General features: G+C 71.6%; 19 protein-coding genes and 1 tRNA gene. 11 read left to right on the forward strand and 9 right to left on the reverse strand.

The features are described from left to right. Positions 1-44: 44 nt before the first annotated feature. From pgfA to ABD385_RS04885, 3 genes are all read right to left on the reverse strand, one after another. Positions 45-1,040, reverse strand: a complete 996-nt coding sequence (pgfA, locus tag ABD385_RS04875; protein WP_344573695.1) for a cell envelope lipid trafficking protein PgfA — start codon at positions 1,038-1,040, stop codon at positions 45-47. A gap of 72 nt (positions 1,041-1,112) precedes the next feature. Further along, positions 1,113-1,247: an SPW_0924 family protein gene (locus ABD385_RS04880; protein WP_103377210.1), complete on the reverse strand. Its 135-nt coding sequence runs from the start codon at positions 1,245-1,247 to the stop codon at positions 1,113-1,115. A 157-nt stretch (positions 1,248-1,404) separates the two neighbouring features. Next, complete coding sequence (locus tag ABD385_RS04885; protein ID WP_344573696.1) at positions 1,405-3,240, reverse strand: lytic transglycosylase domain-containing protein; 1,836 nt, start codon at positions 3,238-3,240, stop codon at positions 1,405-1,407. Between the two features lie 179 nt (positions 3,241-3,419). On the opposite strand from ABD385_RS04885, the gene ABD385_RS04890 reads away from it, so the two are divergent. Further along, positions 3,420-4,304, forward strand: coding sequence for a DUF4184 family protein (locus tag ABD385_RS04890; RefSeq protein WP_344573697.1), 885 nt, complete (start codon positions 3,420-3,422; stop codon positions 4,302-4,304). A gap of 58 nt (positions 4,305-4,362) precedes the next feature. On the opposite strand, the gene polA is transcribed toward ABD385_RS04890, so the two are convergent. Continuing rightward, positions 4,363-7,077 (reverse strand): DNA polymerase I, encoded by a 2,715-nt coding sequence (gene polA, locus ABD385_RS04895; protein WP_344573698.1) that lies wholly within the window; start codon positions 7,075-7,077, stop codon positions 4,363-4,365. Positions 7,078-7,336: 259 nt separating this feature from the next. On the opposite strand from polA, the gene ABD385_RS04900 reads away from it, so the two are divergent. The 7 genes from ABD385_RS04900 to ABD385_RS04930 all read left to right on the forward strand — a co-directional run bounded on the left by ABD385_RS04900 (position 7,337) and on the right by ABD385_RS04930 (position 16,327). Next, on the forward strand, positions 7,337-9,622 hold the full coding sequence (locus ABD385_RS04900; RefSeq protein ID WP_344573699.1) for an FdhF/YdeP family oxidoreductase: 2,286 nt from the start codon (positions 7,337-7,339) through the stop codon (positions 9,620-9,622). 136 nt (positions 9,623-9,758) lie between these two features. Next, entirely contained in the window at positions 9,759-10,232 is a 474-nt protein-coding gene (locus tag ABD385_RS04905) for a PaaI family thioesterase (protein ID WP_344573700.1), read from the forward strand. A gap of 470 nt (positions 10,233-10,702) precedes the next feature. After that, positions 10,703-11,923, forward strand: coding sequence for a branched-chain amino acid ABC transporter substrate-binding protein (locus ABD385_RS04910; RefSeq protein ID WP_344573942.1), 1,221 nt, complete (start codon positions 10,703-10,705; stop codon positions 11,921-11,923). Between the two features lie 106 nt (positions 11,924-12,029). Continuing rightward, the gene (locus ABD385_RS04915) at positions 12,030-12,959 is read left to right on the forward strand and encodes a branched-chain amino acid ABC transporter permease (RefSeq protein WP_344573701.1); all 930 of its coding nucleotides are present in this window, start codon (positions 12,030-12,032) and stop codon (positions 12,957-12,959) included. Between the two features lie 5 nt (positions 12,960-12,964). Next, on the forward strand, positions 12,965-14,779 hold the full coding sequence (locus ABD385_RS04920; protein ID WP_344573703.1) for a branched-chain amino acid ABC transporter permease: 1,815 nt from the start codon (positions 12,965-12,967) through the stop codon (positions 14,777-14,779). A 4-nt stretch (positions 14,780-14,783) separates the two neighbouring features. After that, the gene (locus tag ABD385_RS04925) at positions 14,784-15,614 is read left to right on the forward strand and encodes an ABC transporter ATP-binding protein (protein WP_344573704.1); all 831 of its coding nucleotides are present in this window, start codon (positions 14,784-14,786) and stop codon (positions 15,612-15,614) included. After that, positions 15,611-16,327, forward strand: coding sequence for an ABC transporter ATP-binding protein (locus ABD385_RS04930; RefSeq protein WP_344573705.1), 717 nt, complete (start codon positions 15,611-15,613; stop codon positions 16,325-16,327). The genes ABD385_RS04925 and ABD385_RS04930 overlap by 4 nt, the downstream gene beginning before the upstream one ends. An 80-nt stretch (positions 16,328-16,407) precedes the next feature. Here ABD385_RS04930 and ABD385_RS04935 read toward each other — a convergent pair whose 3' ends face one another. Next, positions 16,408-17,085, reverse strand: a complete 678-nt coding sequence (locus ABD385_RS04935) for an ANTAR domain-containing response regulator (RefSeq protein ID WP_344573706.1) — start codon at positions 17,083-17,085, stop codon at positions 16,408-16,410. 90 nt (positions 17,086-17,175) lie between these two features. Here ABD385_RS04935 and ABD385_RS04940 point away from each other — a divergent pair. Both ABD385_RS04940 and ABD385_RS04945 read left to right on the forward strand, forming a co-directional pair. Beyond that, a tRNA-Leu gene (locus ABD385_RS04940) sits at positions 17,176-17,258 on the forward strand. Positions 17,259-17,343: 85 nt separating this feature from the next. Further along, positions 17,344-18,132, forward strand: a complete 789-nt coding sequence (locus ABD385_RS04945) for a helix-turn-helix domain-containing protein (protein ID WP_344573707.1) — start codon at positions 17,344-17,346, stop codon at positions 18,130-18,132. A 70-nt stretch (positions 18,133-18,202) separates the two neighbouring features. Here the strand turns inward: ABD385_RS04945 and pyk are convergent, their stop codons facing one another. Further along, positions 18,203-19,645: a pyruvate kinase gene (gene pyk, locus ABD385_RS04950; protein ID WP_344573708.1), complete on the reverse strand. Its 1,443-nt coding sequence runs from the start codon at positions 19,643-19,645 to the stop codon at positions 18,203-18,205. Positions 19,646-19,790: 145 nt separating this feature from the next. Continuing rightward, on the reverse strand, positions 19,791-20,513 hold the full coding sequence (locus ABD385_RS04955; RefSeq protein ID WP_344573709.1) for an SIMPL domain-containing protein: 723 nt from the start codon (positions 20,511-20,513) through the stop codon (positions 19,791-19,793). 225 nt (positions 20,514-20,738) lie between these two features. Between ABD385_RS04955 and ABD385_RS04960 the strand changes: the two genes are divergently transcribed. Beyond that, a complete protein-coding gene (locus tag ABD385_RS04960; protein ID WP_344573710.1) occupies positions 20,739-22,565 on the forward strand; it encodes a bifunctional metallophosphatase/5'-nucleotidase in 1,827 nt (608 codons plus the stop codon). A gap of 93 nt (positions 22,566-22,658) precedes the next feature. Here ABD385_RS04960 and ABD385_RS04965 read toward each other — a convergent pair whose 3' ends face one another. Continuing rightward, positions 22,659-24,095 carry a lysine N(6)-hydroxylase/L-ornithine N(5)-oxygenase family protein gene (locus ABD385_RS04965; protein ID WP_344573711.1) on the reverse strand — a complete coding sequence of 479 codons (1,437 nt, stop codon included), beginning with the start codon at positions 24,093-24,095 and terminating at the stop codon, positions 22,659-22,661. Then, complete coding sequence (locus tag ABD385_RS04970) at positions 24,092-25,504, reverse strand: pyridoxal phosphate-dependent decarboxylase family protein (protein ID WP_344573712.1); 1,413 nt, start codon at positions 25,502-25,504, stop codon at positions 24,092-24,094. The genes ABD385_RS04965 and ABD385_RS04970 overlap by 4 nt, the downstream gene beginning before the upstream one ends. Positions 25,505-25,679: the final 175 nt, after the last annotated feature.

Genomic DNA, 25,679 nt, shown 5'->3' on the forward strand with positions numbered 1-25,679 from the left:
GTTCGGGGGCGGTGCGGTCGGTTCGTCGGCGTCATGTCTCCACGCTACGACGCACCACTGACAACGCCCTCGGTCGCCGGTGGCGCGGGGTCGGGGCGGGGCCGTCGGCCGCGGGCCTCCAGGTGCAGGCTGACGGCGAGGAGGACGGCGCCCAGGCCCAGGAAGCCCCAGGGGAGGTAGCTGGTGAGCAGCAGGACGAGGGTGCGCTGGGACGTGACGAGGGACAGCGTGGCGTCGACGTAGTCGGCGCGCATCTTGACGTGACCGGCGAAGGCGGTGACCTTGCCGCCGCCGGGCAGCAGTTGGCCGCCGCGCAGCTCTTCCTTGTGGATCTCCTCGCCGTTGACCGGGGCTCCGGTGACCGGGTCGACCCAGAACATCCGCGTGGTGGAGTACCAGCGGGTGGTGCCCATCTTCTCGACGGCCTGCGGGGTGATGCCCTTGACCGGCATCTTCTTGGGGAGCGGGACCTTGGTCCAGGGGATGGTCTGCTCGAAGTAGTAGACCTGGAGGCCGTGGAAGGTCCGGGTCCCCTTGTAGTGGATGGGGGCGGAGGTGCGGGTCTGCGGGTCGAAGTAGGAGTAGTCGCGCTTCTCGGTGAGGAACGGCCACTTGAACTCGATGCCGGACCGGCGCACGGGGTCGCCGTCGACCATCTCGCCGGCGGCGTGGACCGGATCCTGGGAGTGCGCGTCGAAGACGTAGCGCTCGGGGATCTCGGAGACCATCTTGCCGTCGGGCCCGGCCACGTAGGAGAGCGCGTCCCAGACCACGACGTCGCGGCCGGTGCCGGCTTCGACCCGGTGGGCCTCGGCGACGTTGCCCTTGAGGGTCTGCACGATGGTGACCTTGGGAACCTGCCGGGCCTTCATGGTGCCGTAGTCGAGGAGGGTGGCGGGGCGGGCCTCCAGCACCATGTCCTGGTACTGGCTGGGCGGGATCTTGGCGAGGCGGGGGAAGGCGTACCACCGCATCAGCGGAGACAGGGCGGTGAAGAAGGCGGCGAGGCCGAGCAGGACGAGGCTCGCGGTGCGGCGCATCCCTCTCGGCGGCTTTGACGGGTGCGCCCCTTTGCCGGGCGGGGTTCGGCGCATGGCGGTGGCGGCCCTCCCTCAGGGGTGTGCAGGGACGGTGGTCAACAGCGGCTTGGGGGAGGTCCGGCCCTCGGGGGCGCCGATGGCGGTGACGGTGAAGATGAGGGCGAGCGCCGCGGCCAGGCCGACCGCGGCTGCTATCAGGGCGCGCATGGCCGTCCTCCCGGGGAACTGGACTGATGCAGCGTCAGGGCGGGGGCACGGTAGCAACGGGCGGTCGAGATGAGAACACGTTTCACCGCCGCCCCGCCCGGTGAACGGGCGGGGCGGCGGTGGTGGTGCCGGTGGTGGTGCGGCCGGGGCCGGTCCGTCAGGAGGCGGCGGCCGGTGCCGTGACGGTGAGGGTGACGATCAGCACGGCGCCGTCGGCGGTGGTCAGCCGGAGCCGGAAGGTGCCGGCGTGGGTGTCGGTGTAGATCTTCGGGAGGGTGAGCAGGCCGTCCGCGTCGGTGGTGAGGCCGGTGAGGGCGCGGACCGGCTTGTCCTTGTCGGCGCCGGTGGCCTTGGGGTCCTTGAAGTAGGGGCCGCGGTCGTTCTCGACGGGCTTCTTCGGGTCGTCGGTGATCAGGGTGGCGGTGACCGCGGCCCCGGCGGCGACCTTGCCCCGGTAGGTGGCCTTGATCCGGACGGCGTCGTCGGCGTACGCGCCGCCGGCCGTAGTGGTCAACGCCTCGTCGGAGGTCCGGGCGAGCGCGTCGGCCTTCGGCGCGGGCTTGGCGGTGACGGTGCCGGCGAGGTCGACGGGGCGCACGGTGCGGTCGACGGCGGTGGCGCGGACGGTGAACGGGCCGGCCGTGTCACCGGCGTGCAGGGTCGGGGCGGTGGCCAGGCCGTCCTTGTCGGTGGTCACGGTGACCTCGGTGGCGCCGCCGGGGAAGCGGGTGCCGGTAGTGCCGGTGAGGGTGAAGCGGATGCGCGCGCCAGCCACCGGTTTGCCGTCGGCGTCCTTGGCGCGGATCCGGGGCGCGGTGGCGAAGTCGGTGCCCGCGGTGGCGGTGAGGGCCTTGCCGTCCGCGTCGCCGACGGCTTCGAGGGCGGTGAGCGGGGCGGGCTTCGTGGGCGTCGGGGTGGGCTTGGGCGTCGGCTTCGGGTCCGGGGTCGGCTTCGGGGCGGGCGTGGGGGTGCCGGTGCCGTCGCCGTGGGTGGGGCCGGTGGAGCCGTGGGGTGCGGACGGACCGCCGGGGACGGCCGACCCGTCGGGCTTCGTCCGGCCGGCCGTGCCGCCCGGGGCGGTCGGGGCGTCCTTCGCGCCGCCGCGGTCGCCCTTCGCGGTGCCGCCACCGGTGTGGGCCGTGCCGCCGCCGCGGTGTACGGGCAGCGAGCCCTTGCCGTCCGGGACCTCGAACGTGCCCTTCTGGTAGAAGCCGTACCAGGACAGCACCAGTTGCAGGTACTCGCGGGAGTCGTTGTAGCCGAGGACGGCCCGGTCCAGGTCGGCCTGGACCGACAGGTCGCGGCCGTTGGCGCAGAGGTAGCGGCCGGCGGCGAGGGTGGCGTCGAAGACGTTGTTGGGGTCCTTGACGCCGTCGCCGTTGCCGTCGGCGCCCCAGCCCGTACCGCCCGGACCCCCTTGGGACCAGGTGGAGGGGATGAACTGCATCGGCCCGACGGCACGGTCGTGGGTGGTGTCACCGTCGTAGCGACCGTGGTCGGTGTCGGGTATCAGGGCGAAGCCGTTGCCGTTGAGCTGGGGTCCGAGGATCGGCCGGAGCGTGGTGCCCGCCGCGTCGACGGCGCCGCCCCGGGCGTGGCCGGACTCCACCTCGCCGATGCCTGCGAGGAGTTGCCAGGGCAGCCGGCAGCCGGGGTCGGAGGCGCGGAGCTCGGACTCGGCCTTCTTGTACGCGGCCAGAACGGTGGCCGGAATGCCGGCCTGGGACGGGCCGTGCACCGGAGTGCCGGTGCCGCCGGGATGGCCGGAACTGTGCGGTGGAGTGGGGGTCTTGCGGGGTGGCGCGTCGGTGAAGAACGACGAACCGCCGTCGATGGGGGTGTCCGCGGGCGGCGCGGGGCTGCGGTCGGCGCGACCGGCCGGGTGTTCCGCGGCACCGGGCGCCTGGGAGGCGGTCAGCGCGGCCAGCGCCGCCGCTGCCACCGCCGTCGAGGCCGCTCCCCTGTGGAGCCGCCGCCGGAATGTGGCTGCCATACCTGGTGTCCCCTCCGTGTCGACTGTCGCGCGCACGGCGCCGGATCCCCGGCCCTTCGTGCGTGCCGCCGTAGGGCGCTCCCCAGCGCCTCAGCTGCGGCGACACTACGACAACTCGGGCCGCACAGCTACTACTCCCATCGGCCACATAATGATCCGAATCGATCGAGGAGGGGCAGATGCCGTTCACCCTGAGCCATGCCGCCGCGGTCCTGCCGCTCGTCCGTCGCACCGGCGCGGCGCGCGGTCCCCTGGTCGCCTCGGCGCTGGTCGCCGGCTCGTTCGCACCGGACGTGACGTACTACGCCGGCACCGTGGTTCCCGGGGGCATGGCGTTCGGTTCGGTCACCCACGCCCCGGTCGGTGTGGTGACGGTGGACGTGCTGCTCACCGCGGTGTTGGTCGGCGGCTGGCGGCTGGTGCGCGCGCCGCTGCCGGCGCTGCTGCCGCCGGCCGGGCGGGAGCGGCTCGGGGCGTTCGTCCGCGGCGGGGCACGGCGGCCGCGGACGCTGCGCGAACGGGCGGCGCTGGTGGGGTGGTTCGCGGTGTCGGCGGTGCTCGGCTCGGTGTCCCACGTGGTGTGGGACGCCTTCACCCATCCCGGCCGCTGGGGCACCCGGCTGGTTCCCGCGCTCAACACGGTGGTGGGGGACCGTCCGCTGGCGATGTACGTGCAGTACGGGACCTCGGCGCTGGCGTTGGTGGGGATCGGGTGGTTCCTGTGGACGGCGCTGCGGCGGCGTCCTGCGGCGGGCGACGGCGGCGCGGGACGTGCGGTTCCCGAACTGTCGCTGCGGCTGCGGCTGTTGCTCGCCGCTCCGGTCGTCCTGGGGGTGCTGCTGGGCGCCGGCTACCGCACGGTGCGGGCGTACGCCGTCCACGGGGCGGCGGTGGGGTGGTTCGACTACCTGCCGGACCTGCTCTTCGGGGCGGGCGCCGGGCTCGCACCGGGGCTGCTGGCCTGTGCGGCGGCCTTCCGCCTGGTGGTCCGCAGGGCCCGGCGGAACGGTGCCGCGGTGGACGGGACCGCGCCCGGGCGGCCGGCGGGCGCCGGGGCCGCCTGACGCGGCGGTCCGGGAAGAGGGGCGTACGGCGCGGGCACCGTACGCCCCGTCCCGGCGGTCAGTGCGCCGCCGACTCCCAGTCCTCGCCGGAGCCGACCGAGACGTCGAGCGGGGCGCGGAGTTCGACGGCGGCGGCCATCTCCCTGCGGACCAGCTCCTCGACCGCGGCGCGCTCGCCGGGGGCCACCTCGACCACGATTTCGTCGTGGACCTGGAGCAGCATCCGGGAGGACAGCTCCGCGGTGCGCAGCGCGGCGTCGACCCGCAGCATCGCGATCTTGACGATGTCGGCGGCGGTGCCCTGGATCGGGGCGTTCAGCGCCATCCGCTCGGCCATCTCGCGGCGCTGGCGGTTGTCGCTGTTGAGGTCGGGCAGGTAGCGGCGGCGGCCCAGGATCGTCTCGGTGTAGCCGGTGGCGCGGGCCTCCTCGACGACCCGCTGGAGGTAGTCGCGCACCCCGCCGAACCGCTCGAAGAAGGTGTCCATCAGCTTGCGGGCCTCGTCGGGCTGGATGCCCAGCTGCTGGGAGAGCCCGAACGCGGAGAGTCCGTAGGCCAGGCCGTACGACATCGCCTTGATCTTGCGGCGCATCTCCGGGTCGACGTCGGTCTTGGCGACCGAGAAGACCTGCGAGGCGACGGTGGTGTGGAGGTCCTCGCCGGAGGTGAACGCCTCGATCAGGCCCTCGTCCTCGGAGAGGTGCGCCATCACCCGCAGCTCGATCTGGCTGTAGTCGGCGGTCAGCAGCGACTCGAAGCCCTCGCCGACGACGAAGCCGCGGCGGATCGCCCGGCCCTCGTCCGTCCGCACCGGGATGTTCTGCAGGTTGGGGTCGGTGGAGGACAGCCGGCCGGTGGCGGCGACGGTCTGGTTGAAGGTGGTGTGGATCCGGCCGTCCGCGGCGACGGTCTTGATCAGGCCCTCGACCGTGGTGCGCAGCTTGGCCTGCTCCCGGTGGCGGAGCATGATCACCGGGAGTTCGTTGTCCGTCTGGCCGGCCAGCCAGGCCAGGGCGTCGGCGTCGGTGGTGTAGCCGGTCTTGGTCTTCTTGGTCTTGGGCAGGCCCAGCTCGCCGAAGAGGACCTCCTGGAGCTGCTTGGGCGAGCCGAGGTTGAACTCGTGGCCGGCGGCGGCGTGCGCCTCCTTGACGGCCTGCTGCACGGCGCCCGCGAACTGCTGCTCCATGCGCTCCAGCCAGCCGCGGTCGGCGGCGATGCCGGCCCGTTCCATCCGGGCGAGCAGCTCGCTGGTGGGCAGCTCGACGTCGCGCAGCAGGTCGGCGGCGCCGACCTCGGTCAGCTTCGCGGCGAAGGCCGTCCCGAGGTCCGAGACCGTGCGGGCCTGTGCCATCAGGGCCTCCGCCTCGGCCTGCTCGTCCGCGCCGAACGCCAGCTGCCCGTCGCCGGCGGCGGCCGGGGCGAGGTCGCGACCGAGGTACTCGATGGAGAGGGCGTCCAGCGCGAAGGAGCGGCGGCCGGGCTTGACCAGGTAGGCGGCGAGTGCGGTGTCCATGGCGACGCCGTCGATGCGCCAGCCGTGCTCGCCGAAGACCCGCATCAGGCCCTTGGCGTTGTGCATCACCTTGGGGCGGGCCGCATCGGCGCTCCAGGCGGCGAAGGCCCGCTCGTCGGCCTCGTCCAGCTGGGACGGGTCGAACCAGGCGGCCGGGCCGTGCCCGGTGGCCAGCGCCACCTCGGCGACGCTGCCGCTGCCCAGCGTCCACACGTCGACGGTGGCCACGCCCAGCACTGTGGTGCCGTGCTCGGCCAGCCACGGGGCGAGTTGGCCGGTGCCGAGGACCGTGCCGTCCACCTCGACGCCGGCGGCCGGCTCGACCGGCTCGGCGTTCTCGGCGGCGCCCGGGTCCACGGCCAGGAGGCGGTCCCGCAGGCCCTGGTTACGGATCTCCAGGGCGTTGAGGAAGACCTTGAGGGCCTCGCGGTCGTAGGGCGCGCGGGTCAGCTCGGCGGGGCCGCAGGACAGCTCGACGTCGCGGACCATCTCGGTCAGCCGGCGGTTGAGCTTGACCGACTCCAGGTGGTCGCGGAGGTTCTGCCCGGCCTTGCCCTTGACCTCGCCGACGCGCTCCACCAGCTCGGCGAACGAACCGAACTGGTTGATCCACTTCGTGGCGGTCTTCTCGCCGACGCCCGGGATGCCCGGGAGGTTGTCCGACGGGTCGCCGCGCAGGGCCGCGAAGTCCGGGTACTGGGCGGGGGTCAGGCCGTACTTCTCGGCGACCTTCTCGGGGGTGAAGCGCGTCAGCTCGGAGACGCCCTTGGTCGGGTAGAGGACCGTGACGTCCTCGGAGACCAGCTGGAAGGAGTCGCGGTCGCCGGTGACGATGGCGACCTCGAAGCCCTGGGCGGTGGCCTGGGTGGCCAGCGTGGCGATCACGTCGTCGGCCTCGAAGCCGTCCACCGCGAAGCGCTTGACGTGCATCGCGTCGAGGAGCTCGCCGATCAGCTCGACCTGGCCCTTGAACTCGTCGGGCGTCTTGGAGCGGTTCGCCTTGTACTCGGGGAACTCCTCGGAACGCCAGGTCTTGCGGGAGACGTCGAACGCCACCGCGAAGTGCGTGGGCGCCTCGTCACGCAGGGTGTTCGCGAGCATCGACGCGAAGCCGTAGATCGCGTTGGTCGGTTGCCCGGTCGCGGTGGTGAAATTCTCCACGGGCAGGGCGAAGAACGCCCGGTACGCCATGGAATGCCCGTCCATCAGGAGCAGGCGTGGACGGCCGCCCGCCGCCTCGGTGCCGGTCGCTTCGCTCATCTTCGCTGCCTTTCCTGCCACGCCCCCGATCCTGCCACGGTCCACTGACAATCCCCGCCGCGACGGGATCCGCCGGGCCGACGCACCGCCGCGCGCAGCGCCCAGGCCCCCTGTCGCGCCGCGCCCACCGCCGCGCCGTCCCCTTACTCGCCCCGGCCCGTCCATGACAGGATCTGAGGCGCACCAATCAGATGTGTACGGCAACGATCCGCCGCGACCCGGCGGTCCGGCCGCGGCACACGACCCCAGGGAGAGCGCCATGGCAGGCAAGCCGCCCGCTTCGGACCCGGTCCAGGACGCGCCCGAGGTCAGCGCGCCCCAGCACTCCGCGGTCGGCCTCCCGGCCATCACCCACGCGCTGAAGATCTCCCAGCAGCAGATGGGCGTGCGCCGCACCGCCCTCACCCTGCTGCGGGTCAACCAGAAGAACGGCTTCGACTGCCCCGGCTGCGCCTGGCCCGAGGGCGACAAGCGGCACGCCGCCGAATTCTGCGAGAACGGCGCCAAGGCCGTCGCCGAGGAAGCCACCCTGCGGCGGGTCACCCCCGACTTCTTCGCCGCCCACCCGGTCGCGGACCTCGCCACCCGCAGCGGCTACTGGCTCGGCCAGCAGGGCCGCCTCACCCACCCCATGTACCTCGCCGAGGGCGCCGAGCGCTACGAGCCGGTCACCTGGGACCGCGCCTTCGACCTCGTCGCCGAGGAACTCACCGCCCTCGACTCCCCCGACGAGGCCGTCTTCTACACCTCCGGCCGGACCAGCAACGAGGCCGCCTTCCTCTACCAGCTCTTCGCCCGCGAGTTCGGCACCAACAACCTCCCCGACTGCTCCAACATGTGCCACGAGTCCTCCGGCTCGGCACTGACCGACACCCTCGGCGTCGGCAAGGGCAGCGTCCTGCTGGAGGACCTCTACAAGGCCGACCTGATCATCGTCGCCGGCCAGAACCCGGGCACCAACCACCCCCGGATGCTCACCGCGCTGGAGAAGGCCAAGGCCGGCGGCGCCAAGATCATCTCGATCAACCCGCTGCCCGAGGCCGGCCTGGAGCGGTTCAAGAACCCCCAGACCCCGCGCGGCCTGGCCGGCGGCGGCACCGCCCTGACCGACCTCTTCCTCCAGGTGCGGCTCGGCGGCGACCAGGCCCTCTTCCGCGCCCTCAACCGGCGCATCCTGGAGACGGACGGCGCCCTCGACGAGGACTTCCTGCGCGAACACACCCACGGCTTCGAGGAGTTCGCGGCCCTGGCCCGCGCCGGCGAGGACGCCGACGACACGCTGCGCGCCACCGGCCTCACCCACGACGAGATCGAGCGCGCCCTCGCCATGGTCCTCGCCTCCGAGCGCACCATCGTGTGCTGGGCGATGGGCCTGACCCAGCACAAGCACTCCGTCCCCACCATCCAGGAGGTCGTCAACTTCCTCCTGCTGCGCGGCAACATCGGCCGCCCCGGAGCCGGCGTCTGCCCCGTGCGGGGCCACAGCAACGTCCAGGGCGACCGCACCATGGGCATCTTCGAACGGCCCGCGCCGGCCTTCCTCGACGCCCTGGAGGAGGAGTTCGGCTTCGCCCCGCCCCGTGAGCACGGCTACGACGTCGTCCGCGCCATCCGCGCCCTGCGCGACGGACACGCCAAGGTCTTCTTCGCCATGGGCGGCAACTTCGTCTCCGCCACCCCCGACACCGACGTCACCGAAGCCGCCGTCCGTCGCGCCCGCCTCACCGTGCACGTCTCCACCAAGCTCAACCGCTCCCACGCGGTGACCGGCGCCCGCGCCCTGATCCTGCCGACCCTGGGCCGCACCGAACGCGACCGCCAGGCGAGCGGCGACCAGTTCGTGACCGTCGAGGACTCCATGGGCATGGTGCACGCCTCCCGCGGCCGCCTGGAGCCCGCCGGCCCCCGACTGCTCTCCGAGCCCGCCATCGTCGCCCGCCTCGCCCGCCGCGTCCTGGGCGAGGGCAGCAACACCCCCTGGGAGGCGTTCGAGCAGGACTACGCCGCGATCCGCGACCGGATCGCGCGCGTCATCCCCGGCTTCGAGGACTTCAACGCCAAGGTCGCCCACCCCGGAGGCTTCGCCCTGCCGCACGCCCCCCGGGACAGCCGCAGCTTCCCCACCGCCACCGGGAAGGCCAACTTCACTGCCGCCCCCGTGGAGTACCCCACCGCCCCCGAAGGCCGGCTGCTGCTCCAGACGCTGCGCTCCCACGACCAGTACAACACCACCATCTACGGCCTCGACGACCGCTACCGCGGCATCAAGAACGGCCGCCGGGTCGTCCTCGTCAGCCCCGACGACGCCGGCCGACTGGGCTTCGCCGACGGCGCCTACGTGGACCTGGTCAGCGAGTGGACCGACGGCAGCGAACGGCGCGCCCCCGGCTTCCGGGTGGTGCACTACCCCACCGCCCGCGGCTGCGCGGCCGCCTACTACCCGGAGACCAACGTCCTGGTGCCGCTGGACCACACCGCGGACACCAGCAACACCCCGGCCTCGAAGTCGGTGGTCGTGCGGCTGGAGGCCGCGCGGGAGGGCTGAGCGCCGGCCGGACGGCACGCGGCCCGGCCGCCAACGGGCACCCCGCCACGGGTGCCCGCCCGAAGACCTGATAGGAACGGGCCCAGATCCGCGACGATCAAGGGCGCGTTCGAGGGCGAGCGAAACGGAGCAGTCCATGGGTGAGCAGAGCACGACCACGTTCCCGCAGGAGATCCTCGATCAGTGGGCCGGCATCGGGATCGACCTGCCCACCCTGTTCTCCGCCGGACACCTGGGCGAGCGGATGAGCGTTAGGGTCACCGAGGCCGCCCCCGAGCGCGTCGTCGGCACCATGCCCGTCGAGGGCAACACCCAGCCCTACGGACTGCTGCACGGCGGCGCCTCCGCCGTACTGGCCGAGACCCTCGGCTCCGTGGGCGCGATGCTGCACGGCGGCCCCACCAAGGCGGCCGTCGGCGTCGACCTCAACTGCACCCACCACCGCGGCGCCCGCTCCGGACTGGTCACCGGCGTGGCCACCCCCGTGCACCGCGGTCGGTCCACCACCACCTACGAGGTCACCATCACCGACGAAGACGGCAAGCGGGTCTGCAGCGCCCGCCTGACCTGCCTGCTGCGCGACGCCGACCCCGGTATGTACCGCGCCTGACGTCGGATACCAGCCAACCGGCCGGCGCCCCGGCGCCGGCCGTCACGGCCCCGTCCCGGACTCCCGGGGCGGGGCCGTCCGCCGTCCCGTCACCCTGCGTGACGCGCACGCCGGGCGGTCGCCCGGCCGAACATCCACCCCCGGGCGTTTCCTGCGGTTCCCGGACGCCACGGCGCCGCCACCGCCCCAACTCCGCGCCAGAAGTGCGAGTTCACCCTCCGCTCCGCCGACTCACTCGGTAAGGAGCGTGACGGCAAAACGCTCATAGAAGGTCATAACAAGAGCGTCACAAGCTCGACAGGGTCAGTTCCGGCCAGCCGCGGCGCGCTCTAGAGTTCACCGCCAGTCACTGCGCCGCCGGGCGCTCCGCGCACGCCCCCCGCCCCGCCCCGTACGGCCCGGTGCGCGATCCGGCCAGGCGTCAGCCGTGGCCGCGGCCAAGGAAAGGACTGATCGTGCGTCACCGTTCCTTGCTCTTCCTCACCACCGCACTGACCACCGGCGCCCTCACCCTCACCGCCTGCGGATCCCGCGGCGACGGCAACGGCACCGACGACGGGAAGACCCGCGTCGTCATCGGCCTCGACGCCCCGACCACCGGCGAACTCTCCGCCCTCGGCCTCGGCATCCGCAACTCCGCCCAACTCGCCGTCGACATCGCCAACAAAACGGGCGAGGTCAACGGCGTCACCTTCGCGCTCGAACCCCTCGACGACAAGGCGCTGCCCAACGTCGGCCAGCAGAACGCCACCAAACTCGCCGGCGACACCGACGTCCTCGGCATCGTCGGCCCGCTCAACTCCGGCGTCGCCCAGTCCATGCAACAGGTCGCCCAGCAAAACGGCGTCACCCTGATATCCCCCGCCAACACCACCCCCGACCTCACCCAGGGCAAGGACTGGAGGAAGAACAAGCGCACCCGCCAGTTCCCCACCTACTTCCGCACCGCCACCACCGACGAAGTGCAGGGCGCCTTCGACGGGCAGTACGCCTGGGAAAAGATGAAGGCCAAGACGGCCTACGTCATCGACGACCAGAAGACCTACGGCACCGGGCTGGTCTCCTCCTTCAAGGACCAGTTCACCGAACTCGGCGGCACCGTCGTCGGCACCGACCACATCAGTCCCGACGACCGCGACTTCAAGGCCGTCGTCTCCAAGGCCAAGACCGCCGCCCCCGACATGGTCTTCTACGGCGGCGAGTACCCCGCCTCCGGCCCGCTCAGCCAACAGCTCAAGGACGGCGGCGTCACCGTCCCCCTCATGGGCGGCGACGGCATGTACAGCGCCGACTACATCAAACTCAACAAGCGGGCCCAGGGCGACTACGCGTCCTCCGTCGGCAAACCCGTCGCACAGCTCCCCTCCGCGAAGAAGTTCATCGCCGACTACAAGGCCGCCGGCTTCAAGGAGTCCTACGAGGCGTACGGCGGCTCCACCTACGACGCCACCTGGGCCCTCGTCCAGGCCGTCAAGAAGGCCGTCGCCGACAACAACGGGAAACTCCCCGACGACGCCCGCAAGAAGGTCACCGCCGCCATGAACACCGTCACCTTCGACGGCGTCACCGGCCACCTCGCCTTCGACGCGTACGGCGACACCACCAACACCATGATCACCGCCTACCAGGTCGAGAAGAACGCCTGGGTCTCCCGCTTCAGCGCGGAATTCAAGAAGTTCGACAAGAGCTGACCGACCGGCACCGGCCCCCACCGGGCCGCGCCCGGCCCCTCCCCGCCCCGGCGCGGCCCCCGGCACCACGCAGACGCACACCTTCCCACCCCACGGAGGCCCTGCGGTGACCGAACTGCCGCAACAGCTGGCCAACGGACTCATCCTCGGCGCGATGTACGGCCTCATCGCGATCGGGTACACGATGGTCTACGGCATCGTCCAACTCATCAACTTCGCCCACGGCGAGATCTTCATGGTCGGCGGATTCGGCGCCCTCACCGTCTACCTCGCCCTCCCCACCGGCACCGCCCTCACCCTCGCCCTGCCCGCCATGCTCCTCGGCGGCGTCGCGGTGTCCGTCCTCGTCGCCGTCGCGGCGGAACGATTCGCCTACCGCCCGCTCCGCCGCGCCCCCCGCCTCGCCCCCCTCATCACCGCCATCGGCCTGTCCATCGCCCTGCAACAAGCCGTCTGGAAGTGGTACCCGGACGGCAAACAGGCCCGCGTCTTCCCGCAGTTCAAGGGCCACGCCCTCGACGTCCTCGGCGCCACCGTCCAACGCGGCGACCTCTTCGTCCTCATCGCCGCACCCCTGTGCATGACCGCCCTCGGCCTCTACGTCGCCCGCACCCGCACCGGCCGCGCCATGCAGGCCACCGCCCAAGACCCCGACACCGCCCGCCTCATGGGCATCAACACCGACCGCATCATCGTCCTCGCCTTCGCCATCGGCGCCGCCTTCGCCGGCGTCGCCGCCGTCGCCTACGGACTGCGCACCGGCGAGGTGCAGTTCCGCATGGGCTTCCTCATGGGCCTCAAGGCCTTCACCGCCGCCGTCCTCGGCGGCATCGGCAACATCTACGGCGCCATGCTCGGCGGCCTCGTCCTCGGCATCGCCGAATCCCTCGCCACCGCCTACGTCGAACACCTCCCCGGCATGGAGCAGTTCGGCGGCGGCGCCTGGAAGGACGTCTGGGCCTTCGTCCTCCTCATCCTCGTACTCCTCCTGCGGCCCCAGGGCCTCCTGGGCGAACGCGTCGCGGATCGGGCGTGATACCGATGACCACCCTCCCCAACGCCGCCCCCCGGGGCCTCCTCCCCCTGCCCGCCCGCACCGCCCGCCTCACCACCGCGACCGGCGCCCTCGCCACCGCCGCCACCACCGGCCTCGCCTGGACCTGGACCCACGACTTCCCCGGCGACCTCACCTACTACGGCTCGCCCGCCGGCCTCCAACTCGTCACCCTCACCGGCGCCCTCCTCACCCTGCTCCTCGCCGCCTCCGCCCACGGCCTGCCCGGCCTGCGCTGGCTCACCCCCGCCGGCCGCACCGCCCCCGTCCTGCTCGCCGCCCTCGGCACCTTCGCCGCCACCGCCTTCACCCTCACCGCCATCGCCGTCCAACTCGGCGGCCTGATCAACCTCGAACCCGGCGGCTACCTCGCCGGCGGCGCCGCCCTCGCCACCCTGCTCGGCGCCCTCGCCCTACCCCCCGACCACCCCACCGGCCCGCCACCCGCCACCCTCCGACAACGCCTGACCGCCGCCCTCACCCCCGGCCCCCTGAGGCCCCCCGAGCGACCCCTGCCCACCTGGGGCGAACACCTGGCCATCGCCGCCGCCACCGCCGGCGTCCTGCTCGCCTTCACCTACGGCATCGACACCGACGACGGCGCCCCCTTCATCGGCTACCTCCTGCTCGTCGCCCTCGCCGTCCCCGCCCTCCACCGCGCCGGACTCCTCGCCCGGCTCACCGCGCTCACCCACCGGCACCGCGGCACCGCCCTCGGCACGGCCTTCCTCGCCGCCGCGGTCTTCCCGTTCACCCAGGACACCGACCAGTACACCCTCATCGGCGCCAACATCCTGATCTTCGCCACCGTCGCCCTGGGCCTCAACGTCGTCGTCGGCCTCGCCGGACTCCTCGACCTCGGATACGTCGCCTTCCTCGGCGTCGGCGCCTACGCGGCCGCCCTCGTCTCCGGCTCCCCCGAATCCGCCCTCGGCCTCCACTTCCCCTTCTGGGCGGCCCTGCTCACCGGCGCCGCCGCCGCACTCGTCTTCGGCGTCCTCATCGGCGCACCCACCCTGCGCCTGCGCGGCGACTACCTCGCCATCGTCACCCTCGGCTTCGGCGAGATCTTCCGCATCGCCATGCTCAACCTCAACGGCACCACCGGCCCCGACATCACCAACGGCGCCATGGGCATCCCGAACATCCCCAATCTGGAGATCCTCGGCTTCAACTTCGGCGAGCCCCACCGCCTCCTCGGCCTCCCCCTCGCCCCCTACGGCAACTACTACCTGCTGATGATCCTCGTCACGGCCCTCGTCGTCCTCGTCTTCCGACGCGCCGCCGCCTCCCGCATCGGCCGCGCCTGGATCGCCATCCGCGAGGACGAGACCGCGGCCGTCGCCATGGGCATCAACAGCTTCCGCCTCCGCCTCCTCGCCTTCGCCCTCGGCGCCGCCCTCGCCGGACTCGCCGGAACCGTCCATGCACACGTAGTAACCACCGCCACCCCCGAACAATTCCAGTTCGCCGGCCCCCAACCCCCCAACTCCGCCTTCCTCCTCGCCGCCGTCATCCTCGGCGGCACGGGCACCCTCAGCGGCCCGCTCGTCGGCGCCGCCCTGCTCTTCCTCATCCCCGCCAAACTCGACTTCCTCCAGGACTACCAACTCCTCCTCTTCGGGCTCGCCCTCGTCCTCCTCATGCGCTACCGCCCCGAAGGACTCGTCCCCGACCGCCGCAAACGCCTGGAATTCCACGACACCGACCGACCCCGCGCCACAGGGGCACCCACGGACGCCGTCCGGGACGGCCACACCGACCCCACCGGCACCCTCGGCACCCCCCAGGCAAAGGCGTGACCCCATGACCACACCCACCACCGCCCCCACCCCGGCCCCCGCCGCCGACACCCTCCTCCGAGCCACCGACGTCACCATGCGCTTCGGCGGCCTCACCGCCGTCCGCAACGTCGACCTCACCGTCCGCACCGGCGAAATCGTCGGCCTCATCGGCCCCAACGGCGCCGGAAAAACCACCTTCTTCAACTGCCTCACCGGCCTCTACACCCCCACCGACGGCACCATCAGCTACCGAGGCACCCGCCTCTCCCGCAAACCCCACCTCGTCACCCAGGCCGGCATCGCCCGCACCTTCCAGAACATCCGCCTCTTCGCCAACATGACCGTCCTGGAAAACGTCCTCGTAGGACGCCACACCCGCACCCGGGAAGGACTCTGGTCCGCCCTCCTGCGCACCCCCGCCTTCACCCGCGCCGAACACCACAGCACCCAACGCGCCCTGGAACTCCTCGACTTCACCGGGCTCGCCACCAAACGCGACCACCTCGCCCGCAACCTCCCCTACGGCGAACAACGCAAGCTCGAAATCGCCCGCGCCCTCGCCAGCGAGCCCGGACTCCTCCTCCTCGACGAACCCACCGCCGGCATGAACCCCCAGGAGACCCGCGCCACCCAGCAACTCGTCCACGCCGTCCGCGACCGCGGCACCGCCGTCCTCGTCATCGAGCACGACATGCGGTTCGTCTTCAGCCTCTGCGACCGCGTCGCCGTCCTCGTCCAGGGCCGCAAGCTCACCGAAGGCACCCCCCGCACCGTCCAGGCCGACGCACGCGTCATCGCCGCCTACCTCGGCACCACCGACGCCCCCACCGACGCCGCCGGAGACGCCTCATGACCCCGCTGCTCGAAGTCGAGGACCTGCACGTCGCCTACGGCAAGATCGAAGCCGTCAAGGGCATCTCCTTCACCGTCCACGCCGGCCAGGTCGTCACCCTCATCGGCACCAACGGGGCCGGCAAGACCACCACCCTGCGCGCCCTCTCCGGCCTGCTCACCCCGCACACCGGAAGGATCACCTTCGACGGACGCCCGCTCGACGACGTCCCCGCCCACAAGATCGTCCGACGCGGCCTCGCCCACTCCCCCGAAGGCCGCCGCCTCTTCCCCCGCCTCACCATCGCCGAGAACCTCCAACTCGGCGCCTTCCTGCGCACCGACACCGCCGGCATCGCCGCCGACGTGCAACGCGTCTACGACCTCTTCCCCGTCCTCGGCGAACGCCACCGCCAGCCCTCCGGCACCCTCTCCGGCGGCGAACAACAGATGCTCGCCATGGGCCGCGCCCTGATGTCCCGCCCCAAGCTCCTCATGCTCGACGAGCCCTCCATGGGCCTCTCACCGATCATGATGCGCACCATCACGGACACCCTCCGCGCGCTCCGCGACCAGGGCACCACCATCCTCCTCGTCGAACAGAACGCACACGCCGCGCTCTCCCTCGCCGACGAGGCCCACGTCATGGAAACCGGCCGCATCGCCCTCTCCGGAACCGGCGCCCGCCTCCTGGGCGACGCCTCCGTCCGCAAGACCTACCTCGGCGAGGACTGAACCGGCACGCCCCCGGACACACGAAATCGCCGGCGGCGTCCCTGGGGACACCGCCGGCGACCGGCGAACCGAACCAGGCCCTACTCGCCCTTGTCCTGCTCCTTCGACTGCTCCTTGGACTGCTGACGCTCCGCCGCGTCCTGGATGACCGCCTCGGCCACCTGGTGCATCGACAGCCGACGGTCCATCGACGTCTTCTGGATCCACCGGAACGCGGCCGGCTCCGTCAGCCCGTACTGGGTCTGCAGGATGCTCTTCGCCCGGTCCACCAACTTCCGCGTCTCCAGCCGCTGGGCGAGGTCGACAACCTCCTTCTCCAGCGCCCGCAGCTCGGTGAACCGGGACACCGCCATCTCGATCGCCGGCACGACGTCGCTCTTGCTGAACGGCTTGACCAGGTACGCCATGGCCCCCGCGTCCCGGGCCCGCTCCACCAGCTCGCGCTGCGAGAAGGCGGTCAGCATCAGGACCGGCGCGATGCTCTCCTCGGCGATCTTCTCGGCCGCCGAGATGCCGTCCAGGACCGGCATCTTCACGTCCAGGATCACCAGATCGGGGCGGTGCTCACGGGCCAGTTCCACGGCCGTCTGGCCGTCACCGGCCTCACCGACGACGGAGTAGCCCTCTTCCTCCAGCATCTCCTTGAGGTCGAGGCGGATCAGCGCCTCGTCCTCGGCGATCACGACGCGCGTGGTCAGCGGCGGGACGTGCGACTGGTCATCATCGGCGACGGGCTGCTGGGGCTCGGCGGCGCTCAAGGGGACTCCTCGTTCCAGGCAGGTGGTGCCCTTGCAGCCTACCTAGAGGCGGTCATCGTTACTCACACGGTATGGTGTCTCGTGCCGCCGGCCGGGTTGGTGGAATGGCATACACGGATGTCTCAAACACATCTGCCCGAAAGGGCTTGCGGGTTCGAATCCCGCACCCGGCACTCCCAGACCCCCCGGAATTCCACGTTCTCGTGAAGTTCCGGGGGAATCATTTCTTCCGCACGCATCGTCACGCAGAGTGACGGTATGCGAATCCACGACACAGCCGTACGACAGCAGGCGCTCACCCGACTCCGCGCGGGAGCGAAGAACGCCGAGGTCGCCCGCGCACTCAACGTCCCACTCGGCACCATCAGCTACTGGCGACACGTCGACCGCGCCGCTCGCGGAGAGTGTCCGGGGCGACCTCATCGACTCTGCCCCCGCTGCCACGGCCGCGCACTCGACGAAGCCGCCTACGCCTACCTTCTGGCCCTCTACCTCGGCGACGGCCACCTCATCCAGCACGCCGCCCACCGCGTGCCGAGCCTCATGATCACGTGCGACGACCACTGGCCCGGGCTCATGGACGCCTGCGAGGCCGCGATGCGGACGGTCTTTCCCGACAACTCGGTATGCAGGGTGAGCAAGAAGGGCTGCCACAATGTGAAGGTCTACTCCAAGCACCTGTGGTGCATGTTCCCCCAGCACGGCCCCGGCAAGAAGCACGAGCGGCCGATCGCCCTCGAAGGGTGGCAGCAGGGGATCGTGGAGCACCATCCCTGGGAGTTCATCCGGGGGTTCATCCACTCCGACGGATGCCGGATCACCAACTGGACGACGCGGACGGTCGCCGGCGAGCGCAAACGCTACGAGTACCCGAGGTACTTCTTCACCAACACGTCCGCCGACATATTGCGGCTCTACACCGCCGCACTGGACAGGACCGGAGTCGCCTGGAAACACACCCGTCAGTCCCGCGCGGCGAAGACCGTCTCCGTGGCCAAGCGTGACTCCGTGGCGCTCATGGACCAACACATCGGGCCGAAGTACTGACAGGGACGGCAGTCAGGTACCTCGGCCCAGCTCTTCGGGGTGCGGTGGTGCGGTGTGTGCGACGGGGGGGTTACCGCGGCGGGTGGATGTCGTCCTCGCCGATGTGGTGGACGCGGACGAGGTTGGTGGAGCCCGGGACCCCGGGCGGGGAGCCGGCGGTGATGATGACGACGTCGCCCTTCTTGCAGCGCCCGATCTTCAGCAGCTGCTCGTCGACCTGGGCGACCATCTCGTCGGTGGAGTTGACGGTGGGCCCGAGGAAGGTCTCCACGCCCCAGGTGAGGTTGAGCTGGGAGCGGGTGGCGGGGTCGGGGGTGAAGGCGAGGAGGGGGATGGGCGAGCGGTAGCGGGAGAGGCGGCGGACGGTGTCGCCGGACTGGGTGAAGGCGACGAGGAACTTCGCGCCGAGGAAGTCGCCCATCTCGGCGGCGGCGCGGGCGACGGCGCCGCCCTGGGTGCGCGGCTTGCTGCGTTCGGTCAGTGGCGGGAGCCCCTTGGCGAGGATGTCCTCCTCGGCGGCCTCGACGATGCGGCTCATGGTGCGGACCGTCTCGGTGGGGTACTTGCCGACGCTGGTCTCGCCGGAGAGCATCACGGCGTCGGTGCCGTCGATGATCGCGTTGGCCACGTCGCTCGCTTCGGCCCTGGTGGGGCGGGAGTTGTCGATCATCGAGTCGAGCATCTGGGTGGCGACGATGACCGGCTTGGCGTTGCGCCGGGCGAGTTTGACGGCGCGCTTCTGGACGATCGGGACCGTTTCCAGGGGCATTTCGACGCCGAGGTCGCCGCGGGCGACCATGATGCCGTCGAAGGCGGCGACGATGTCGTCGATGTTCTCGACGGCCTGGGGCTTCTCGACCTTGGCGATGACGGGGAGGAAGCGGTTCTCCTCGCGCATGATGCGGTGGACGTCCTGGATGTCGCGGCCGCTGCGGACGAAGGAGAGGGCGATGACGTCGGCGCCGTAGCGCAGGGCCCAGCGGAGGTCGTCCTGGTCCTTCTCCGAGAGGGCGGGGACGGAGACGGCCACGCCGGGGAGGTTGAGCCCCTTGTGGTCGGAGACCATGCCGCCTTCGATGACCTTGGTGTGGACGCGGGGTCCTTCGACGGCGGTCACTTCGAGGGTGACCTTGCCGTCGTCGACGAGGATCTGCTCGCCGGGGGTGACGTCCCCGGCGAGGCCGGAGTAGGTGGTGCCGCAGGTGTGGCGGTCGCCCTCGATGCCGTCCTCGACGGTGATGGTGAAGACGTCGTCGCGTTCAAGGAGTACGGGACCTTCGTGGAATCGGCCCAGGCGGATCTTCGGGCCTTGAAGGTCGGCGAGGATTCCGACGCTGCGGTGGGATTCTTCGGATGCTTTGCGGACCCGGTCGAACCGCGCTTCGTGGTCGGCGTAGGTGCCGTGGCTGAGGTTGAAGCGGGCGATGTCCATTCCGGCGTCGACGAGGGCTTTGATCTGCTCGTACGAGTCGGTGGCGGGTCCTAGTGTGCAGACGATCTTTGCTCGGCGCATGTTTCGACCCTATGACTTACCCGACGGTAGGGAGCTGTGGAGACATGACTGCTCAACGACCGCTTGGTGAAAGGCTGTTGACAAGTAATGGAATGGGCGCGTAGCCGCTCCGATGAGCAGAATTACAGCTTGGCGTGGGGTGGTCTCACAGTGCGGGACGGGTCATGGTGAAGCGTGCGTTGAGGCTGGCGTAGACGGTCTGACGCTGGGGTTCGAGGTCGAGGACGGGGGCGGCGTCGTGGGCGGCGCTGCGGGCTCCGCCGGGGGCCGCGAAGCCGTAGCCCTGCTGCTGGGGTTGGCCTTCGGCGCCGAGGTCGGCGATTTCGAGGACGGCGTCGAGGTGGGCGCCGAGGGCCTCGGCGTATTCGCGGGCGCGCTGGACGGCTTCGTGGACGGCCTGGGTGCGGGCGCTGCGGTGGGCGGGCGAGTCGGGGCGGAGGGCCCACCAGGGGCCGTCGACGCGGGTGAGTTCGAGGTCGGCGAGGCGGGTGGCGAGTTCGCCAAGGGCGGTGAAGTCGTTGAGGGTGGCGGTGACGGTGACGCGGCCCTGGTAGGCGCGGATGCGTTCGTGGCGGCCCTTGTCGGTGAGTTGGGGGGTGAGGGCGAAGCTGCCGGTTTCCAGTTTCTCGACGGCGTCGCCGTAGCTCTTGATGAGGGTGAGGGCGTGTTCGTTGCGGCGGGTGAGGTCGGTGAGGGCGGTGGTGCGGTCGGTGCCGCGGGCGCTGACGGTGACGGTGATGCGGGCGATCTCGGGGTCGACTTCGAGGCGGGCTTCGCCGCGGACGGCGAGGCGAGGGGCGTCGGGGGTGCCGTAGGGCAGGGCGGAGGTGGTGTGGGTGGTGGCGGTGGCGGTGGTGTCGTCGGTCATGGGGGGTGCCCTTCTGGTGGTGGGGGCGGGGGCTGGAGTTGCAGGGTTGCACAGTGGGGGCGGGGTGCGGTTGGTCATCGGATCGCAACCTGTGGGGGGTGTTGCGCCGGGGGTGGCTGCGCCAGAATCTACGCGCGTTGCCCGGGTCGTTGCGTCCGGGCTTGCCGTGCGGTGCCGGGCGTGCACCGCGGACTGTCAGGCACCGTGTTCTTTCTGGGAGTTGCGATGACGTTCGACCGGAGGAAGTTCCTGGGTGGTTCCGTGGTGACGGGGGCGGGGGTGGTGCTCGCGGGGGCGGGCGCGCCGGCTGCCGCCGCGGCGCCGGTCGGATCGGCCGGCGGGAGCGGTGCGCTCGGCCCGGGTCGGGGACGGGACCGCTACGCGTTCACGGTCATGGGGACGACGGACCTGCACGGGAACGTCTTCAACTGGGACTACGCCACCGACGCGGAGTTCGACGACAAGGACCACAACGACGTCGGGTTGGCGAAGATCTCCACGCTGGTGCACGACGTCCGCCGCGCGAAGGGGCGGGAGAACACCCTGCTGATCGACGCGGGCGACACCATTCAGGGCACGCAGCTGGCGTACTACTACGCGAAGGTGGATCCGATCACGGGTCCGCGCGGTCCGGTGCATCCGATGGCGCGGGCGATGAATGCGATCGGCTACGACGCGGCGGCGCTGGGGAATCACGAATTCAATTACGGGATTCCGGTGTTGCGGAAGTTCGAGGAGAGTTGCCGCTTTCCGCTGTTGGGGGCGAATGCGGTGGACGCGAAGACGCTGCGGCCGGCGTTCCGGCCGTATGTGATCAAGCGGATGCGGACGCCGCGCGGGCGGGACGTACGGGTGGCGGTGCTGGGTCTGACGAATCCGGGGATCGCGATCTGGGACAAGGCGAACGTGCAGGGGAAGCTGGCGTTCCCGGGGCTGGTGGAGCAGGCCGCGAAGTGGGTGCCCAAGCTGCGGTCGATGGGTGCCGACGTGGTGATCGTGGCGGCGCATTCGGGGACCAGCGGCACGTCGTCGTACGGGGACCAGTTGCCGTACGTGGAGAACGCGGCGGCGTTGGTGGCGGAGCAGGTGCCGGGGATCGACGCGATCCTGGTGGGGCACGCGCACGTGGAGATCCCGGAGCGGCGGGTGGTGAACGGGACGACGGGCCGGGAGGTGGTGCTGTCGGAGCCGTTGAAGTGGGGGCAGCGGCTGACGTGCTTCGACGTGGAGGTGGAGTGGCGTCGGGGGCGGTGGGCGGTGGCGTCGGTGGGTTCGAAGGTGCTCAATGCGAATGCGGTGGCGGAGGATCCGCGGATCACCGAGATGCTGCGCGCGGCGCACGCCAAGGTCGTGACGTACGTGAACCGGGTGATCGGGAAGTCGACGGTCGCGATGTCGGCGGCCGAGGCGCCGGTGAAGGACGTGCCGGTGCTGGACTTCATCGCGTTCGTGCAGGCGGAGGCGGTGCGCAAGGCGCTCGCCGGGTCGGCGCACGCGGCGTTGCCGGTGGTGTCGCAGGCGTCGTGCTTCTCGCGGACGGCGAACGTGCCGGCGGGGGACGTGTCGATCCGGTCGATGGCGGCGCTGTATCCGTTCGACAACACCCTGGAGGCCCGGGTGTTGACGGGGAAGCAGTTGCGCGAGTACTTGGAGTTCTCGGCGCGGTACTACGTGCGGACGGCGCCGGGCGGTCCGGTGGATCCGGCGCGGATCACCAATGCGGACGGGACGCCGGACTACAACTACGACGCGGTGAGCGGGGTCGCGTACGAGATCGACATCGCGAAGCCGGCGGGTCAGCGGATCGGGAAGCTGACGTTCGACGGGAAGCCGGTGGCGGATGCGGCGCGGTTCGTGTTGGCGGTGAACAACTACCGGGCGAGCGGTGGTGGCGGCTTCCCGCACGTGGCGTCGGCCGAGCAGGTGTGGTCGACGTCGGAGGAGATCCGGAATCTGATCATCGCGTGGGTGGAGGCGAGCGGGGTGATCGATCCGGCGGCGTTCGCTTCGGTGGAGTGGCGGCTGACGCGGGACGGGGTGCCGGTGTTCTAGGTGGGGCCGGTGCGCGCGGTAGTGGGGTAGTGCGCCGTGGTGCCGGTGGGCCGCCCCTCTCCCCCGGCCTTGGGGTGGGAGGGGCGGTGGCCTTCAGTGGCGCGGGACGAGCGTCGAGCCCTGGCGGGGGACGGTGCCGGTGCGGCGGGTCGGGGGGTGGCCGAGGCCGAAGGTGGTGAAGGAGGTGCGGGTGGGGAGGGAGTAAGCGGGGCTGCCGGTGAGGGAGTTGAGGATGGTGGCGCTGCGCCAGGCGGCGAGGCCGAGGTCGGGGGTGCCGACGCCGTGGGTGTGGCGTTCGGCGTTCTGGACGTAGAGGGAGCCGGTGACGGCGGGGTCGAGGACGAGGCGGTGGTGCTCGTCGATGCGGGGGCGTTCGGAGGCGTCGCGGCGGAGGTAGGGGTCGAGGGCGGCGAGCAGGGTGTCGAGGCGGCGTTCGCGGTAGCCGGTGGCGAGGACGACGGCGTCGGTGGTGAGGCGGGAGCGGCTGCCCTGTTGGGCGTGTTCGAGATGCAGCTCGACCTTGGTGGTGCCGACCCGGCCGGCGGTGCGGACCTGGACGCCGGGGGTGAGGACGGCGTTGGGCCAGCCGCCGTCGAGGGTGCGGCGGTACAGCTCGTCGTGGACGGCGGCGAGGGTGTCGTGGTCGATGCCCTTGTAGAGCTGCCACTGGGCGGGGAGGAGTTCGTCGCGGGCGCGTTCGGGGAGGGCGTGGAAGTAGCGGGTGTAGTCGGGGGTGAAGTGCTCCAGGCCGAGCTTGCTGTACTCCATGGGCGCGAAGGCCGGGGTGCGGGCGAGCCAGTGGAGGTTCTCGCGGCCGGCGGGGCGGGCGCGCAGCTGGTCGAGGAAGATCTCCGCGCCTGACTGTCCGGCGCCGATGACGGTGAGGTGGTCGGCGGCGAGGAGCCGGTCGCGGTGGTCGAGGTAGTCGGCGGCGTGGATGACGGGGACGGTCGGGGCCTCGGCGAGCGGGCGCAGCGGGATGGGGACGTGGGGGGCGGTGCCGATGCCGAGGACGAGGTTGCGGGCGTAGGTGCGGCCGAGGGCTTCGGCCTCGCCGTCGGCGCCGAGTTGGGTGAAGTCGACTTCGAAGAGGCTGCGTTCGTGGTTCCAGCGGACGGCGTCGATCTGGTGGCCGAAGTGGAGGGAGGGGAGGTTCTCGCTGACCCAGCGGCAGTAGGCGTCGTATTCGGCGCGGTGGATGTGGAAGCGCTCGGCGAAGTAGAAGGGGAAGAGGCGTTCGCGGGTCTTGAGGTAGTTGAGGAAGGTCCAGGGGCTGGCGGGGTCGGCGAGGGTGACGAGGTCGGCGAGGAAGGGGACTTGGAGGGTGGCGCCGTCGATGAGGAGGCCGGGGTGCCAGTGGAAGGCGGGGTGCTGGTCGTAGAAGGCGGTGCGGAGTTCGGTCAGGGGGTGGGCGAGGGCGGCGAGGGAGAGGTTGAACGGGCCGATGCCGATGCCGGCGAGGTCGAGGGGCTCGTCGGGGCCGGGGGCGTCGGTGGCGGTGCCGGGCTCGGTGTGCGGTGGGGTGTTCATCGCGGGGTGTGGCCTTCCACGAGTTTGAGGAGGTGGGTGAGGTCTCCGGGTTGGGTGTGGGGGTTGAGGAGGGTGGCTTTGAGCCAGAGGCCGGTGGGGGTGGTCGCGCGGCCGAGGACGGCGTGGCCTTCGAAGAGCAGGGAGCGGCGGATGGCGGCGAGGGCGGTGTCGTCGGCTCCGATGGGGCGGAAGAGGACAGTGGTGAGGGTGGGGCGGGAGTGGAGTTCGTAGCCGGGGTGGGCGTCGACGAGGTCGGCGAGGGTGCGGGCGGCGGCCAGGGTGCGGTCGACGAGGTCGCCGAGGCCCTGGCGGCCCAGGGCCTTGAGGGTGACGGCGATCTTGAGGATGTCGGGGCGGCGGGTGGTGCGCAGCGAGCGGCCGAGGAGGTCGGGGAGGCCGGCTTCGGTGTCGTCGTCGGCGTTGAGGTAGTCGGCCTGGTGGGCGAGGGGGGTGAGAGTGGCCGGGGCGGGGACCGCGAGGAGGCCCGCCGCGACGGGTTGCCAGCCGAGTTTGTGCAGGTCGAGGGTGACGGTGTGGGCGCGGGTGAGGCCGGTCAGGACGCTGCGGTGGGTGTCGCTGAAGAGGAGCGGTCCGCCGTAGGAGGCGTCGACGTGGAAGCGGGCGCCGTGTTGCTCGGCGAGGTCGGCGAGGGCCGGGAGGGGGTCGATGGCGCCGGCGTCGGTGGTGCCGGCGGTGGCGGTGAGGAGGACGGGCCCGGTGCGTCCGGTGAGTTCGGCGAGGCAGGTGTGGACGGTGGCGGGGTCGAGGGTGCCGTCGGGGGTGGGGAGGGTGAGGGGTTCGGGGAGCCCGAGGAGCCAGGCGGCGCGGTGGATGCTGTGGTGGGCGTTGGCGCCGCAGACGATCCGTAGGGGATCGGCGGTGTGCGGGGGGCGGGGGGCCTCGCGGGCCAGGAGGACGGCGAGTTGGTTGGACTCGGTGCCGCCGGTGGTGACGAGGGCGTCGGGTGCGGTGGCCGCGGGGTAGACGAGGCCGGCGAGCGCGCGGGCGGTGAGGACTTCGAGTTCGGAGGCGGCCGGGGCCTGGTCCCAGGAGTCCATCGAGGGGTTGAGGGCGCCGGCGGCGAGGTCGGCGGCGGTGGCCAGGGCCAGCGGGGGGCAGTGCAGATGGGCGGCGCAGTGCGGGTCCGCGGGGTCGGCGGCGCCGGCGGCGAGGGTGTGGACGAGGGTGCGCAGGGCGGCGTGCGGGCCGGCGCCCTGCTCGGGGAGGAGGGGGAGGCAGGCGTCGCGGACGGTGCGCGCGACGGCGTCGGGGCCACCGGGCGGGAGGGGGCCGGAGCGGTCCTGGGCGCCGGTGGTGAGGGCGTCGAGGACGATGTCGAGGAGGGGGCGGAGCGCGCGGGGGCCGTCGGTGCCGCCTGCAAGGGCGGTGCCGGCAGGGGCGACTGGCATCAAGGGGCTCTTCTTCAACGGGAGTTGGGTGCACGGGCACCGGGTCTTAGGACGCCCTAAGTTACTGGCCCGGTACGGCGGGTATCCACCCGTTGCGCCGGGACCACCCGTTCGTGGGATGGATGTCCCGCAGGTGTTCGGTTGCCTGCGGTCTTGCGTCCCGTCGAAGGGCGGT

It is taken from the genome of Streptomyces lunalinharesii (genome assembly GCF_039532155.1).
In the GTDB taxonomy this organism is placed as follows: domain Bacteria; phylum Actinomycetota; class Actinomycetes; order Streptomycetales; family Streptomycetaceae; genus Streptomyces; species Streptomyces lunalinharesii.

Bases quoted from the DNA above. Each gene is read 5' to 3' on its own strand.
- polA (WP_344573698.1), bottom strand. From the start codon at position 7,077: ATGAGCGAAGCGACCGGCACCGAGGCGGCGGGCGGCCGTCCACGCCTG.
- ABD385_RS04900 (WP_344573699.1), top strand. From the start codon at position 7,337: ATGGCAGGCAAGCCGCCCGCTTCGGACCCGGTCCAGGACGCGCCCGAG.
- ABD385_RS04955 (WP_344573709.1), bottom strand. From the start codon at position 20,513: ATGACCGACGACACCACCGCCACCGCCACCACCCACACCACCTCCGCC.
- ABD385_RS04925 (WP_344573704.1), top strand. From the start codon at position 14,784: ATGACCACACCCACCACCGCCCCCACCCCGGCCCCCGCCGCCGACACC.
- ABD385_RS04965 (WP_344573711.1), bottom strand. From the start codon at position 24,095: ATGAACACCCCACCGCACACCGAGCCCGGCACCGCCACCGACGCCCCC.
- pgfA (WP_344573695.1), bottom strand. From the start codon at position 1,040: ATGCGCCGCACCGCGAGCCTCGTCCTGCTCGGCCTCGCCGCCTTCTTC.
- ABD385_RS04890 (WP_344573697.1), top strand. From the start codon at position 3,420: ATGCCGTTCACCCTGAGCCATGCCGCCGCGGTCCTGCCGCTCGTCCGT.
- ABD385_RS04880 (WP_103377210.1), bottom strand. From the start codon at position 1,247: ATGCGCGCCCTGATAGCAGCCGCGGTCGGCCTGGCCGCGGCGCTCGCC.
- ABD385_RS04945 (WP_344573707.1), top strand. From the start codon at position 17,344: ATGCGAATCCACGACACAGCCGTACGACAGCAGGCGCTCACCCGACTC.
- pyk (WP_344573708.1), bottom strand. From the start codon at position 19,645: ATGCGCCGAGCAAAGATCGTCTGCACACTAGGACCCGCCACCGACTCG.
- ABD385_RS04960 (WP_344573710.1), top strand. From the start codon at position 20,739: ATGACGTTCGACCGGAGGAAGTTCCTGGGTGGTTCCGTGGTGACGGGG.
- ABD385_RS04885 (WP_344573696.1), bottom strand. From the start codon at position 3,240: ATGGCAGCCACATTCCGGCGGCGGCTCCACAGGGGAGCGGCCTCGACG.
- ABD385_RS04930 (WP_344573705.1), top strand. From the start codon at position 15,611: ATGACCCCGCTGCTCGAAGTCGAGGACCTGCACGTCGCCTACGGCAAG.
- ABD385_RS04905 (WP_344573700.1), top strand. From the start codon at position 9,759: ATGGGTGAGCAGAGCACGACCACGTTCCCGCAGGAGATCCTCGATCAG.
- ABD385_RS04970 (WP_344573712.1), bottom strand. From the start codon at position 25,504: ATGCCAGTCGCCCCTGCCGGCACCGCCCTTGCAGGCGGCACCGACGGC.
- ABD385_RS04920 (WP_344573703.1), top strand. From the start codon at position 12,965: ATGACCACCCTCCCCAACGCCGCCCCCCGGGGCCTCCTCCCCCTGCCC.